Source organism: Rhizobium sp. YJ-22 (assembly GCF_029601685.1).
Lineage (GTDB): Bacteria > Pseudomonadota > Alphaproteobacteria > Rhizobiales > Rhizobiaceae > Metarhizobium.
In genome coordinates this window covers 94,618-106,414 of the sequence record NZ_JARRIR010000016.1, presented here as the reverse complement: position 1 = coordinate 106,414, position 11,797 = coordinate 94,618, and the positions used below count along the sequence as shown (strand labels likewise).

The window sequence follows — 11,797 nt, the reverse complement described above, 5'->3', positions numbered from 1 at the left end:
TCTCGACGCCATCATGGCCGCCAAGAAGCCGAAGCCGGTGCAGGACCGCCTCGAAAAGGCCGTCGCTGCGGCGAAATGACCGAAAGGTGACGATCATGAAGACGACCGGCCAGATACATCCCTTCGCGGCGGCCAGAAAGCCTGTTCCGCGGGGCCTGAAGACGACCGGGCCGGTCGTCTTTTCCTATGGTTTTCGCCCCTTCTTCCTGGGCGCCGGCCTCTGGGCGGTGCTGGCCATGCTGCTCTGGATCCTGTCGCTGACAACCGGTCTGCCCGTCGGCGGCACCTATGGCGCGGTTCATTGGCATGCGCATGAAATGCTGTTCGGCTTCGGGCCGGCGGTACTGGCCGGCTTTCTGCTGACCGCCGTGCCGAACTGGACCGGCCGTCTGCCGGTCTCGGGTAAGCCGCTGATGGGGCTTGCCGGCCTCTGGCTGCTCGGTCGGCTCGCCTTCCTGCAGCCAGACATCGTCCATGTCGATGTCGCCGTCGCCATCGAGAGTCTTTTTCTGCCTGTCCTGCTGCTCATCTGCGTGCGCGAAATTGTCGCCGGACGCAAATGGAAGGACCTGAAGGTGCTGTTCGGGGTGGCGTTGCTGGCCTCGGCCAATCTCGTCTTCCACCATGCGGTGCTGACCGATGGCGATCCTGCCATGGCGAGCCGGGCGGCGGCGGGCGCCTATCTGCTGCTGATCTGCATCATCGGCGGCCGCATCATCCCGAGTTTCACCCGCAACTGGCTGAACCGCGCGGGCGAAACGCGCTTTCCGACGCCGATGAACGGTTATGACGTCGCCTGCCTCGCGCTGGCCGCGCTGGCGCTGGCAAGCTGGATCGCGCTTCCGGAGCATCCTCTGACCGTCGTCGTCGCCGGCGCGGCCGCGCTCTTCCATGCCGTGCGGCTGTGGCGCTGGCGCGGCTGGGCGGTGCGTTCCGAACCGCTGCTGGCGATCCTGCATGTCGCCTATGCCTTCGTCGCCTTCGGCTTCCTTGCCATTGCCTGTGCGGCGGCGGGACACCTGAACCCTTACTCGGCCCTGCATGTCGTCACGGTCGGCGCCATCGGGCTGATGATGCTGGCTGTGATGGGTCGCGCGACGCGTGGCCATACCGGCCGCGATCTCGCCGCTTCGCGCATCACCTCCCTCGCCTATGCCTGCCTGATCGGCGCGGCCGTCCTTCGCCCCGTCGCGGAAATCGTGCCTGAGTTCTACCAGGAGATTCTCTCCGTTTCGGCGCTGCTGTGGATGGCTTCTTTCGGGCTGTTCCTGGTGGAATATGCCCCGATGCTGACACGGGTCCGGCGCACGCCGCTTGCGGGATGACTTGCAAGAGTTTTGCGGTCATCCCGCAATAATATTCAGTTGTCTGCACGCACGACGCCGGCATGGTCGCCGCTTGTGGCGGGGCGGCGGTTGATCTGCTGTGCGGGCGCCTGCGCGAGATGGATATCGTCATCGGCTGACGCAATGTTATGGTGGCACGTCGCGTCTTTGGAAGACGCGGGCGGATTTGGGGCACCTGGCATCGCGTCGTGCACCAGAGCGACACCGCCGCCCTCGTCAGTGCGCTCGACGAAGGCGCGACGCTGATGCGGACGCGGATGGCCGATATCGCCGGACTGAACGGATGCTGAGCGCTGGGAGTGTGCCATGAAGCCTGAAGACGACCCCGCCTGTTTTTCCTCGCCGCCCTGCATGATGCACGAATTCGAAGCCGGTTATTCCGGCGCCGACGACCGCACCCGGCTCGATGTGGCGCGCTGGCGCAAGGCGAGCCGGGAGCACCTGATCGGCCAGCGGATGCGGCTCTCCGCCGAGCGTCGCGACATGCTCGACCGTTCGGTCATGGCGCGCCTGCGCGATGAACTGGGCGAGCTTCACGGCCGCACCGTCAGCATCTTCTGGCCTTTCAAAGGCGAACCCGATCCGCGGGCTTTGGTCGTCGAGATCATCGCCGGGGGCGGGGCCTGCGCGCTGCCGGTCGTCGTCGAGAAGGCGCAACCGCTCGCCTTCCATCGCTGGGCGCCGGGCGAAAAGCTGGAACGCGGTGTCTGGAACATCCCGGTCCCGGCCGTGGCCGATCCCTGCATACCCGATATCGTCCTCGCCCCTGTCGTCGGTTTCGATGCGCTCTGCTTCCGGCTGGGTTACGGCGGCGGCTATTTCGACCGGACGCTGGCGGCGATGCCGGCCAAGCCCCGAGTCATCGGTATCGGTTACGAGCAGGCGCGGCTATCCTCGATCTTCCCGCAGCCGCATGACATACCGATGGACACGATCGTCACCGAAGCGGATACCTATCGCAGGCTCGATGCCGCGCAGTGATCCGGGCCGTCTTCGTTTCCGTTTGCCGGAACGGATGGCGCACCAGCCTATTCCATGGCGACGCTGTGATCGACCACCGGCGCGGCGCGCGGTTTGCGCAGCAGCAACACCAGCGGCATGGCCCCGAGCGACAGGAGCATCAAAAGCTTGAAATCATCCATGTAGGCGATGATCGTCGCCTGCAGGGTGATGACCCCGTCGAGCGCCGCGCGACCGGTGGCCGTCAGCGGGTTGAGGTGCTCCATGACGGCGGGATTGCTGAAAGCATGGTTGAACGGGGTGACGTAAGCCGCGATGCTTTCATGGTTTCTCTGGACGTTCTCGGTAATCAGTGCCGTGACCAGCGAAATGCCGACGGAGGAGCCGATATTGCGCGACAGATTGTAGAGGCCCGTGCCGTCGCCGCGCATCTGCGGCGGCAGGGTGGAGAAGGCCATGGTCGTCAGCGGCACGAACAGGAAACCGAGGCCGGCGCCCTGGATGAAGCCGACCGAGACGATGGTCCATTGCGAAACCTCGGGCGTCCAGGCGGTCATGTCATACATCGCCCAGGCCGTCAGGCCGAGGCCGGCGAGCAGCAGCAGCCGCGTATCCACCCTGCCGATCAACTTGCCGACGATGAACATGCACACCATCGTGCCGACGCCGCGCGGCCCCATGACGATGCCGGCGGTGATGACCGGATAGCCCATCAACGTTTGCAAATAGGGCGTCATCAGCGCCAGCGACGCCAGATAGGTGATACCGATTACGAAGATGAACACCATGCTGACGGCAAAGTTCTGGTCGAGGAACAGCCGCGGGTTGACGAATGGTTTGTCCGCCGTCAGCGTGTGCACGAACAGAAGGTAGAAGGCGGAGGCGCAGACGATGGCCTCGATCATGATTTCGCCGGAGGAAAACCAGTCGAGCTGCGCGCCGCGATCGAGGAAGAGCTGGAGCGAGGCGATGAACAGGCTCATCATGCCGAAGCCGAACCAGTCGAGCTTGGCCAGCGCGTCTCGCCTCGTTTCCGACACGAAGATAACGATGCCTGCAAAGGCGAGCGCCCCGATCGGCACGTTGATGTAGAACACCCAGCGCCAGCTGATATTGTCGGTCAGCCAGCCGCCGATGACCGGCCCGAGCACCGGCCCGACCATCACCGAGACGCCGAACAGCGCCATCGCGGAGCCGCGCTCCTCCACGGTGTAGATATCGAGCAGGATGCCCTGCGACAGCGGCACCAGCGAGGCGCCGAACAGGCCTTGCAACAGACGGAAGGCGACGATCTGGTTTAGCGATTGCGCCAGCCCGCACAGCACGGAGGCGGCGACGAAGCCGGCGATCGCCGTCAGCAGCACCCGCTTGCGGCCGAACTTGGCGGCGAGAAAGCCGGAGGGCGGCGTCATGATCGCGGCGGCGACGATGTAGGAGGTCAGCACCCAGTTGATCTGGTCGGCGGAAGCCGAAACGCTGCCCTGGATGAAGGGCAGCGCCACATTGGCGATGGTCGTATCCAGCGCCTGCATGATGACTGCGAGGATGACGCAGGCGGTGATGGCGCCGCGATTGGCGACCACGGCCGCCGGGGATGCGGTTGCGCTAGCCATGAACCTTGCCGTTGAAACGATCCACCAGCGCCTGGACGAAATCCGGCAGGCCGCGGACATGACCGGTATCGACATCGACGACAGTGCTCATGCCGACGCGCAGCGGCGGCTTGCCGGCGGTATCCTCGATGCTGACGCGCATGGGGATGCGCTGCACCACCTTCACCCAATTGCCGGTGGTGTTCTGCGCCGGCAGCAGCGAGAAGGACGAGCCGGAGGCCGGGCTGATGCTCTCGACCTTGCCCCTCCAGATCACGCCCGGATAGGCATCGACCTCGATCGTCGCGTCCTGGCCGGGCTTGACATAGGTCAGCTCGGTTTCCTTGGGACTGGCGGCGATCCAGAGGTGATCGGTGGCGACAAGTGAAAACGCCTGTTGCGAGGCCTGGAGATAGGAACCGACCTGCAAGGCGCTGACATTGGTGACGACGCCGTCGAAGGGGGCGCGCACCACACTATGATCCAGCTCGCGCTGGGCGTTGTCGACGTTGGATTTCGCTTGCAGATAAAGCGGGTTCTGTTCGACCGGCTGCTCGGCATCGCCGCCGAGCTGGGCAAGCGTCGCCGCCGCTTCGGCCTTGGAAACCGCGACCTTCTGCCGGGCGGCATCGAGATTATGCTTGGCCTCGTCATAGGCCGAGCGGGTCGCGCCGCCGCTGTTGACCAGATTCTGCTGGCGATCGAACTGCGCCTGGAAATAGGGAAGGTCCGCTTCCGCCTGGGTGATTTCGGCCAGCGACTGGCGATAGCTCGCCTTCAGGTTTTCGATCTGGTTGCGCTGGACGCCGAGCTGCGCCTTTGCGCCCTCGAGTGTGATGCGGAAGGCATCGGGACGCAGGCTGAACAGCACCTGGCCAGCCTTGACCGTCTCGTTTTCATGCACGTCGATGCGCTCGACGATGCCGGAGACATCGGTAGTGATGCCGACCATGTCGGCCTGGATATAGGCATTGTCGGTGGCCATCACCTGGCCGCCATTGACGTAATAGTAACCGCCGACGACCAGCGCCACCGGCAGCAGGGCAAACAGCAGGGGTCGCATGAGACTGCGCCTGCGGCGTGGGCGGATATCGACCGGCGGCGCGGCAGGCGTCGGAGCGGAGACGGAGGAGGGCGCTTCCGCGACCGTTTCCTGCGCGGCGCCAGCTTCGGCTTCGGGAGAGGCAGGTTTTGCGTCGGCATCGGAAACGACGCGAAAAGTGGGTTTGTCAGCCATGCTTCTGCTCTTTTTCGGCAATCGGTGTTTCGCACGCAGCCACGAGGTTGGTCTTGATTTCGGAAAGGACGTCAAAGGCTTCCGCCAGCCGCGCCGACGCAATGCCCGAGAGCGCCTCCGCCCGCGTCACGTCGGCCAGCGCATGGATCTCGTCCAACAGCGGCCGCACCTCGTCACGCAGGTGGAGAAGCCAGATGCGACGGTCGGTCGGATGGCGACGACGCTCGATCAGGCCGCGCTCGGCCAGCTTGTCGAGCACGCGCACCAGCGCGATCGGCTCGATTTCGAGCAGTTCCGCCAGTCCACCCTGGTGGATGCCCTCGTTCTTCGAGAGATAGGCAAGCGTGCGCCATTGCGCGCGCGTCAGCCCAAGGCTCTGCGCCCGCTGCTCGAATCGCTTGCGCAGCAGGCGGGCGATATCGTTGAGGAGGGCAAGCGAATGTGCGGTTGTGTCCATAGACGGCATTATTATTAGGGTACTAATGATAGTCGTCTATATCATATGGTAGCAGGATGAAATAGGGCCGCCGCAAAATTTATGACAGAGGGTGACACAATGCCGCGACCGATCTTTTGGGCCTTTGCGCCCTCGCGGGCAAACGCTGCGCTTTACCGTCTGCATCTGTGTTCGATGCGCCGCGCGCTCTCCCGTCTTGGCCGTGCTTGCTCATCAAAGATGACGGCAAGCCGAGACGTCGCCTCGACGCGAAGCGCTGTCTAGTCCGTCTTCTTCGGCACGATGCTGATGGCGCCGCTGACTTCCAGGATGGCGAATTTCACGTCCCTGACGCTTTCTATTCCTTCCTGGACGCGCGCGGCTTCCATCACATCTTCCTTGTCGAGTCGACATCCCCGAAGGGCCCTCTCGTCATAGACACCGTTGGTCACCAAAACGGTCGGCACCCCGTCGATGATATGTCCGGTTTTCGGGGACCAGCGCTTGACATAGGAAAGCGCAATATCGGTCGTGAAAAGGGTCAGGATCAGGAGGACCGCATTGGTAATGGAAAAGTCGTCGCCGAGCATCGCCTGTTGCGTCGTTTCCGAAATGACGAGCACGATGACAAGGTCGAACGGCGTCATTTGCGCAAGCGTGCGCCTTCCGGATAATCTGATGATGGCGAGAAGCGTGAAATAGATCGCAAGCCCGCGGATGACGGCGTCCATGGTGCGGCCTTATGGAAAGACAAAACTGATATGTTCGGAGACGTCGCCGTCGATGCCCAGCGACATTCGGCGCAGACCAGGCGATTGCGTCTGCAGGCGGAAGACGATGCGGACGGGATGCTCCGCATCGCTTGCGAATACATAGCCGGTCAGGCCATTTCTGATCGTGGTCGCCTTCTGCGGCGGGTCTATGCCTTCGACGGAAAAACTCTCGAAAAACCGCCCGTCCACAAAGAAGACACGGTCATTGCTGGAAGGCTCAAGGGTGACCTCCAGGTTTTCCGGCGCATTCCAGCGGGTCAGGAGCGGGAAATCGATCGCGCCGGCGGCGGATTGCGTGATTGCGCGCGACAGATAGCCGCCCCGCCCGAACGCGCCGAAGAGGCAGGCGATGAGCATAAGGGCAAACAGAGCCCAGGCGACGCGTTGCGCCGCCCAGATCTTTTTCTGAAGCGGTCGATGATCGTCAATCCCCTCGGGCAATCGGATCGGTTTTGCAGGCATAGTCCTCGGAGTCGTGAATCTTTGCGGCGGAATTCTTCGGGAGATAGCGCGACAAAGAGCGGCGTCAATCGACCGCTGGAGATCCGTGACGGTTTGATCATCGCCTGATGTCTATGCGGTCCTCGATCCGGAAGCGCTCGAAATCCGAGACGAGAATGTCGACCCGCACGGTCCACTGGCCGGGGACGGGAAGGGTGAGATCGTCGACCCGCCAGATTCCGTCATCGGATTTTCTGGCCTGGCGCTTGATCTGCTCGATGCCCGCGGACGGATTGGACAGGACAAGCGCGATTTCCTTGGCATCCAGAGGGCCGAAATCCCCGGTCATGACCACGATCGTGGCGGCCATGGGGCCGGCGTGTCCCGGCGTCATGGTCACCTCGGCCATTGCCTTTTCCGTGTGGATATGGACAGAGGCGGGCACGGCCGCCGCTTCTTCGAGGGCGCGCGGCGGCGGCGTGAAGCGCCACAGGCCGGCGATCGCGAAGATCACCAGCATGAGGACGATTTCGCAGCGGATGGAATGGCGCAGCCATCGCGCGGCGCGTTCGTCGCCATCTTCCGTCGGTGTCGTTAGCCGCAAGCGGTTGATTGCGGCAAGGGTGAAGAGAACGATGAGGACCAGGAGTTTGGCAAGCAATACCTGGCCGTAGGCCGTGGTCGTGATAGCGCCGACGGTTCGCACCTGAACGACGGCGAGCAGCAATCCGGCCGCCACCAGCGGCACGATCGCAAACGGGATGATCCTGGAAAATCTGCGCAGAAGCGGGATAGCCTCCCCCGAAGGGCTTTTGAAGGCGATCGCCATGGGCACCAGCGAGCCGGCCCAGAAGGCGATGCCGATGCCATGCAGGAAGACGGCGGGGCGCATCAGCCATTGGGGGTGTGCCGCGCTGGCATGGCCGCTTGCGGCAAGCGCCACACCGATGCCGACATAGCCCGCAAGCGACAAAGCCTTGCCGGCCGGCCCATGGAGCAGCCCCGCCGCCAGGGCGGCGAGAAGCGCCACACAAGCGATCACTGCTGTCATGCCGTAGCTGGTGGAAAACCCTGCTTTCCACACAGCCGGCGCCAGAAGACCGCTCACCGGGACCGCGAGCGCGTCGAGTCCCTGGAGACCGACCGACAGCGGCGTCGCGATAAGCCCGATCGCTGCTGCCGTCCATGCCACGCATCTGGCTGTCCTGGATCGCCCGCCGACCCAATGGATGAAGAAGATGCCGCCGGCGCCGAAGAAAAGGGCGCTGTAAAGGCATATTTTCGAGATCCAGATCGCGGCGCGCACGCAATAGTCGATGGTTTCGTCAATCCCGCCCATAGCCGGCCCGGCGCTTGGCGCTCCGATCGAAAAGACTGCGGAACCGCCGACCGGGTGGCCGTCCTCGGAGACGATCCGCCAGCTCAGGACATATGTGCCGTCTGCGAGGTCGGCGGGGGCTTCGATGTCGAGGGTCGTGTCTTTGAGGGCGAAGCGGTCGAGAATCACCGCTGTCCCGTCCGGGCGCACGAGCTTCAGAACCAGCGGAGAGGTCGGCTCGCTGAAGGTCAGGAAAAAGGATTTTGGCGCGGTGGCGACCATGGAGCCGTCAGCCGGTTCGACGCGCACCAGCGAGGCATGGGCGAAGGCCGGACCATTCGATCCCAGCAACGCCGCCATGAGGCAGAACAACGCCATGAGGATCGCCGCCGTCCCGGGGCGTCCCGATCGTCCGGAAAAATGGGTTTCAAGCATGTCGTTGCCCCCTGAAGGCAGGCGCGCCCACGAGGGACGCGCCTGGGCTTGGCTCATTTGTGCTCGGTCAGGGAAAGGCCCGGAGCCGGGTCCTCGTAGTCGTCGGCGCTCTTGCCTTCGGCCGGAATCTCGATCCAGCGATGCGTCGCGCCCTCGGTGCATTCCTGGACGACGGGGAAGTAGAGCGTGGCGCCGGGCTTGAGGTCGCCGGTGAGGTAGGCGCGCAGGACGAATTCGTCATATTCGTCGTCGGCAAGGCTGCCGCCGCTCCAGACGATTTCCTTGACGCCTTCGGTGGTCGGCGTGCCGTAATAATCATAGGATTTTTCGTATTTGCCCTTGATCTTCTCGATGCTCCAGCCGGTCTTGGGCTGCGGCTTCACCGAGATAACACCTTCGGGAATCTGTACTTTGATCTTGACGGTCGGTTTGCCTTCGCATCCGTGACCGACGCGGAACACAGCCTTGTAGGTCGATCCGACCGGGGCCTGCTGGGTCTCCAGCGTGATGTGAGCGGATGCGGCGGTGGCGCCGATCCCGAGCAGGGCAAGGGCGGGAAGGATGGTTTTCAAATGTTTCATGACAGTTTTCCTGAAATCGGGAGATTGGTTGCACCTGCGTTCGTCGCCTTTCAGCAGGAAAAGCGGATGCAGGTGGGGCATCGTTGTCTGCGCAAGGGCGCGGACATTTTTCGGAGGAGGACGCAAACGCCATCGCTGCACAGCCGCAGTCAAAGACTGCGCGTCATGAATGACCGCCAGAACTCCATGCCTGGCACGGATTGAAGCGATGATCGAAAGCGCTGGAAGCGTTCAGAGGGCGGCCGGAGGGGCGCGCGGGTTTCCGGATCGGCCTTCCCGCAGGTGAAACACCGGCGAGGTGTATTCTCGGAAAACGACCGCGATTTCACGCGGCGCGCCGACGAAAAGAAGCGCGTCGGCGCCACGCGGCGCGGGCGCGCCGGACAGCATGGCGCAACCGGCCATGCAGCAATCGGGCGGATCGTGACGATCGGACGAGCCGTCTCCTGACGGTTTCGTATCGCCATGCGAGGTGCAGATGATGCCGCCGAAGGCGTCGATAGGGCGCGGCGCAGCCATCGCGCCGACCGCAAACGCGGTCAGGAGCGACTGCAGAACGAGCATGTAGGCTGCGACAAACGCAACCCATGTCCCCGGTCTTCGCCAACGGCACGTCAAGAGACGATCCCCCTTCTTTCTGGCGAACGAATAGCACCACCAAACCCTGCCGAGAAGCGGAAAGGCTGGCTGCGGCAAAATGGCAGCAAGGACCACCGGCTTCAGTTCCGCTCGTTCAAAACGCTGCTTGCCGGCGCGCTCGGCGCATGGCCGGCCGGGAAAAGCTCTGAAGAAACGATAGCGCTTTACCTTGTTTCCAAAAAGATGTATCAAGAATGCATCTTTTTGGAAAGGCCTCTCGCATGCGGCTGACGACGCACACGGATTACGGATTGCGCGTATTGATTTCGCTTGCAGTGATCGAGCGGCTGACGACGATCGAGGAGCTTGCCAACCGCCACGGCATTTCCCGAAATCATCTCATGAAGGTCGTGCAGGCGCTCGTGGGCTTTGGTGTGGTCAAGGGAATCCGTGGCAGAAGGGGTGGGATAGCCCTGGCGTTGCCGCCTGAAGACATCCGGATCGGTCGGGTCGTCCGCATGCTGGAGGCGGACATGGATCTGGTCGCATGCCTCGGTAGCCAGCCCGCCGGATGCGTGTTTATCGGGTCTTGCCGATTGACCAGGGCGTTCCGGGGCGCGATCGAGGCGTTCTTCGCCGAACTTGATCGGCTGACGCTGGCGGACCTGGTCGTCGATCCGTCTTCTATTCAAAACCGGCTGGAGTTGGCGTCATGACAATCGCAGGTCAAATGCTCGTGCAATGCCCCGAGGAGGGCGGGAACCAGAAGTTTCACCTCAACGCCTCCTTCATCGCGAAGACGTTCAACATGAGCGAGGACCGTGTCCGGACGTTCATGGAGCGAAAGCTTTTCCGAAGCGTCGTGGAGGAAGGTGTCGGCGAAGATGCCGGTTGCTGGCGGCTGACCCTTCGATGCGGCAACCGGGCATGGCAGGGAATCATGACCGAGGACGGCGTGATCCGGCAGCAAGCGATGCTTCTTGTGCCCGCGCGCCAGGTTTTCGGAAAGTAACCGGGCGCACGCAAGTCGGCCATCTGGCGCGACGACCGTTCGTTGCAATCATGATCCATCAGTCGAACAGGAGGGGGCCGTGAACAGGGACCAGACACGCAAATCACTCGAATTTTCCGGCGAGCACGTTAGCGGCCGGGAGGTCGGCGGCAGCAGCTTGATGCCGATGCTCATTGCAGGGCTCGTCATGATTGCGATCGGCTATTTCGCGGTCATGATTTTCGTCTAGCGCGCTTCCAATCGAAGCGGGATCGCAATGGCGTTGCGTTCCCCGCCAGTCTGCGGGCCATCGCGCCGCTCGATGAAATGCCGCAAACGGCGCTATTTCCTCTCGCGAACGGTTCGTCGCGCTTTCTTTGCGCCAGGACAAAGAACGTCGCGCTCTTCTGCTGCGTTACTCATCGCAATCGCAGCGGAGGTGACAGGAATGACGCGGCAAATCCGCCACACGGACGAATGCCTGGCCGACTGGAATCCGCGCCGCGTCGTATCTCCGGCGAGCGGGTTTTCCTCGCTTGTTCTTGCCTCTTCGTGAGGAGAAAACCATGCTGATCGCCATCGTTACGATATCGGATCGCGCCAGTCGCGGACAATACGAGGATGTGAGCGGTCCGGCGATCGAGACATGGCTGCGGGAGGTGATCGTGACGCCGTTCGAGATCGTCAGGCAAATCGTTCCCGATGGTGTCGTCCCGGTACGTGATGTCCTTCTGGCGCTCTGCGACGAGCAACACGCCGATCTGATCCTCACGACCGGTGGAACCGGGCCCGCCCCGCGCGACCAGACGCCGGAGGCCATGCGCGAGGTCGTGACCAGCGAATTGCCGGGCTTCGGCGAGCAGTTGCGGCGCGCGAGCCTCGAACAGACGCCGACCGCGATTCTTTCGCGGCAGATGGCCGGAACCCGCGGAACGTCGCTGATTATCAACCTGCCGGGAAAACCGGCGTCGATCCGTTTCAGCCTCGACGCCGTTTTTGCGGCGGTGCCCTATTGTCTCGATCTCATCGGAGCCGGGCGGATAGAGACCGATCCCGCCCGCGTTAAAACCTTTCGGCCGGCGTCAAGCTGAGCCGATCATGGTTTCCC

The 11,797-nt window shown here is 63.1% G+C and carries 15 protein-coding genes; 8 read left to right on the top strand and 7 right to left on the bottom strand.

Annotation, left to right across the window (positions count from 1 at the left end; all coding sequences use genetic code 11):
* The first annotated feature begins 95 nt into the window (after positions 1-95).
* Both P7F60_RS26640 and P7F60_RS26635 read left to right on the top strand, forming a co-directional pair.
* Positions 96-1,325 (top strand): NnrS family protein, encoded by a 1,230-nt coding sequence (locus tag P7F60_RS26640; protein WP_277920674.1) that lies wholly within the window; start codon positions 96-98, stop codon positions 1,323-1,325.
* A 327-nt stretch (positions 1,326-1,652) separates the two neighbouring features.
* The gene (locus tag P7F60_RS26635) at positions 1,653-2,327 is read left to right on the top strand and encodes a 5-formyltetrahydrofolate cyclo-ligase (protein WP_277920673.1); all 675 of its coding nucleotides are present in this window, start codon (positions 1,653-1,655) and stop codon (positions 2,325-2,327) included.
* A 47-nt stretch (positions 2,328-2,374) separates the two neighbouring features.
* Here P7F60_RS26635 and P7F60_RS26630 read toward each other — a convergent pair whose 3' ends face one another.
* From P7F60_RS26630 to P7F60_RS26615, 4 genes are all read right to left on the bottom strand, one after another.
* Positions 2,375-3,919, bottom strand: coding sequence for a DHA2 family efflux MFS transporter permease subunit (locus P7F60_RS26630; protein WP_277920672.1), 1,545 nt, complete (start codon positions 3,917-3,919; stop codon positions 2,375-2,377).
* Complete coding sequence (locus tag P7F60_RS26625; RefSeq protein ID WP_277920671.1) at positions 3,912-5,135, bottom strand: HlyD family secretion protein; 1,224 nt, start codon at positions 5,133-5,135, stop codon at positions 3,912-3,914. Before P7F60_RS26625 ends, P7F60_RS26630 begins: the two co-directional genes overlap by 8 nt.
* Complete coding sequence (locus P7F60_RS26620) at positions 5,128-5,592, bottom strand: MarR family transcriptional regulator (protein WP_277920670.1); 465 nt, start codon at positions 5,590-5,592, stop codon at positions 5,128-5,130. Before P7F60_RS26620 ends, P7F60_RS26625 begins: the two co-directional genes overlap by 8 nt.
* 260 nt (positions 5,593-5,852) lie before the next feature.
* Positions 5,853-6,302, bottom strand: coding sequence for a YetF domain-containing protein (locus tag P7F60_RS26615; protein ID WP_277920669.1), 450 nt, complete (start codon positions 6,300-6,302; stop codon positions 5,853-5,855).
* A gap of 30 nt (positions 6,303-6,332) precedes the next feature.
* Here P7F60_RS26615 and P7F60_RS26610 point away from each other — a divergent pair, with 30 nt between their 5' ends.
* On the top strand, positions 6,333-6,914 hold the full coding sequence (locus P7F60_RS26610; protein WP_277920668.1) for a hypothetical protein: 582 nt from the start codon (positions 6,333-6,335) through the stop codon (positions 6,912-6,914).
* Here P7F60_RS26610 and P7F60_RS26605 read toward each other — a convergent pair.
* Together P7F60_RS26605 and P7F60_RS26600 are read right to left on the bottom strand one after the other, a co-directional pair.
* Entirely contained in the window at positions 6,904-8,538 is a 1,635-nt protein-coding gene (locus P7F60_RS26605; RefSeq protein ID WP_277920667.1) for a copper resistance CopC/CopD family protein, read from the bottom strand. The two genes, P7F60_RS26610 and P7F60_RS26605, sit on opposite strands and share 11 nt — an antisense overlap.
* 53 nt (positions 8,539-8,591) lie before the next feature.
* Positions 8,592-9,119, bottom strand: coding sequence for a YcnI family protein (locus tag P7F60_RS26600; protein ID WP_277920666.1), 528 nt, complete (start codon positions 9,117-9,119; stop codon positions 8,592-8,594).
* On the opposite strand from P7F60_RS26600, the gene P7F60_RS26595 reads away from it, so the two are divergent.
* The gene (locus P7F60_RS26595) at positions 9,111-9,323 is read left to right on the top strand and encodes a hypothetical protein (RefSeq protein WP_277920665.1); all 213 of its coding nucleotides are present in this window, start codon (positions 9,111-9,113) and stop codon (positions 9,321-9,323) included. The genes P7F60_RS26600 and P7F60_RS26595 overlap by 9 nt on opposite strands.
* A gap of 27 nt (positions 9,324-9,350) precedes the next feature.
* On the opposite strand, the gene P7F60_RS26590 is transcribed toward P7F60_RS26595, so the two are convergent.
* Positions 9,351-9,833 (bottom strand): DUF2946 family protein, encoded by a 483-nt coding sequence (locus P7F60_RS26590; RefSeq protein ID WP_347276900.1) that lies wholly within the window; start codon positions 9,831-9,833, stop codon positions 9,351-9,353.
* A 146-nt stretch (positions 9,834-9,979) separates the two neighbouring features.
* Between P7F60_RS26590 and P7F60_RS26585 the strand changes: the two genes are divergently transcribed.
* The 4 genes from P7F60_RS26585 (at position 9,980) to mog (ending at position 11,780) form a co-directional block, all read left to right on the top strand.
* Positions 9,980-10,414 (top strand): Rrf2 family transcriptional regulator, encoded by a 435-nt coding sequence (locus P7F60_RS26585; protein ID WP_277920663.1) that lies wholly within the window; start codon positions 9,980-9,982, stop codon positions 10,412-10,414.
* Positions 10,411-10,710, top strand: a complete 300-nt coding sequence (locus tag P7F60_RS26580) for a DUF6522 family protein (protein ID WP_277920662.1) — start codon at positions 10,411-10,413, stop codon at positions 10,708-10,710. Before P7F60_RS26585 ends, P7F60_RS26580 begins: the two co-directional genes overlap by 4 nt.
* 79 nt (positions 10,711-10,789) lie before the next feature.
* A complete protein-coding gene (locus P7F60_RS26575; RefSeq protein WP_277920661.1) occupies positions 10,790-10,939 on the top strand; it encodes a hypothetical protein in 150 nt (49 codons plus the stop codon).
* A gap of 316 nt (positions 10,940-11,255) precedes the next feature.
* The gene (gene mog, locus P7F60_RS26570) at positions 11,256-11,780 is read left to right on the top strand and encodes a molybdopterin adenylyltransferase (protein WP_277920660.1); all 525 of its coding nucleotides are present in this window, start codon (positions 11,256-11,258) and stop codon (positions 11,778-11,780) included.
* Positions 11,781-11,797: the final 17 nt, after the last annotated feature.

Excerpts from the sequence above, each read along its gene's own strand:
- P7F60_RS26640 (WP_277920674.1), top strand. The coding sequence starts at position 96 with ATGAAGACGACCGGCCAGATACATCCCTTCGCGGCGGCCAGAAAGCCT.
- P7F60_RS26635 (WP_277920673.1), top strand. The coding sequence starts at position 1,653 with ATGAAGCCTGAAGACGACCCCGCCTGTTTTTCCTCGCCGCCCTGCATG.
- P7F60_RS26630 (WP_277920672.1), bottom strand. The coding sequence starts at position 3,919 with ATGGCTAGCGCAACCGCATCCCCGGCGGCCGTGGTCGCCAATCGCGGC.
- P7F60_RS26625 (WP_277920671.1), bottom strand. The coding sequence starts at position 5,135 with ATGGCTGACAAACCCACTTTTCGCGTCGTTTCCGATGCCGACGCAAAA.
- P7F60_RS26620 (WP_277920670.1), bottom strand. The coding sequence starts at position 5,592 with ATGGACACAACCGCACATTCGCTTGCCCTCCTCAACGATATCGCCCGC.
- P7F60_RS26615 (WP_277920669.1), bottom strand. The coding sequence starts at position 6,302 with ATGGACGCCGTCATCCGCGGGCTTGCGATCTATTTCACGCTTCTCGCC.
- P7F60_RS26610 (WP_277920668.1), top strand. The coding sequence starts at position 6,333 with ATGTTCGGAGACGTCGCCGTCGATGCCCAGCGACATTCGGCGCAGACC.
- P7F60_RS26605 (WP_277920667.1), bottom strand. The coding sequence starts at position 8,538 with ATGCTTGAAACCCATTTTTCCGGACGATCGGGACGCCCCGGGACGGCG.
- P7F60_RS26595 (WP_277920665.1), top strand. The coding sequence starts at position 9,111 with ATGTTTCATGACAGTTTTCCTGAAATCGGGAGATTGGTTGCACCTGCG.
- P7F60_RS26600 (WP_277920666.1), bottom strand. The coding sequence starts at position 9,119 with ATGAAACATTTGAAAACCATCCTTCCCGCCCTTGCCCTGCTCGGGATC.
- P7F60_RS26585 (WP_277920663.1), top strand. The coding sequence starts at position 9,980 with ATGCGGCTGACGACGCACACGGATTACGGATTGCGCGTATTGATTTCG.
- P7F60_RS26580 (WP_277920662.1), top strand. The coding sequence starts at position 10,411 with ATGACAATCGCAGGTCAAATGCTCGTGCAATGCCCCGAGGAGGGCGGG.
- mog (WP_277920660.1), top strand. The coding sequence starts at position 11,256 with ATGCTGATCGCCATCGTTACGATATCGGATCGCGCCAGTCGCGGACAA.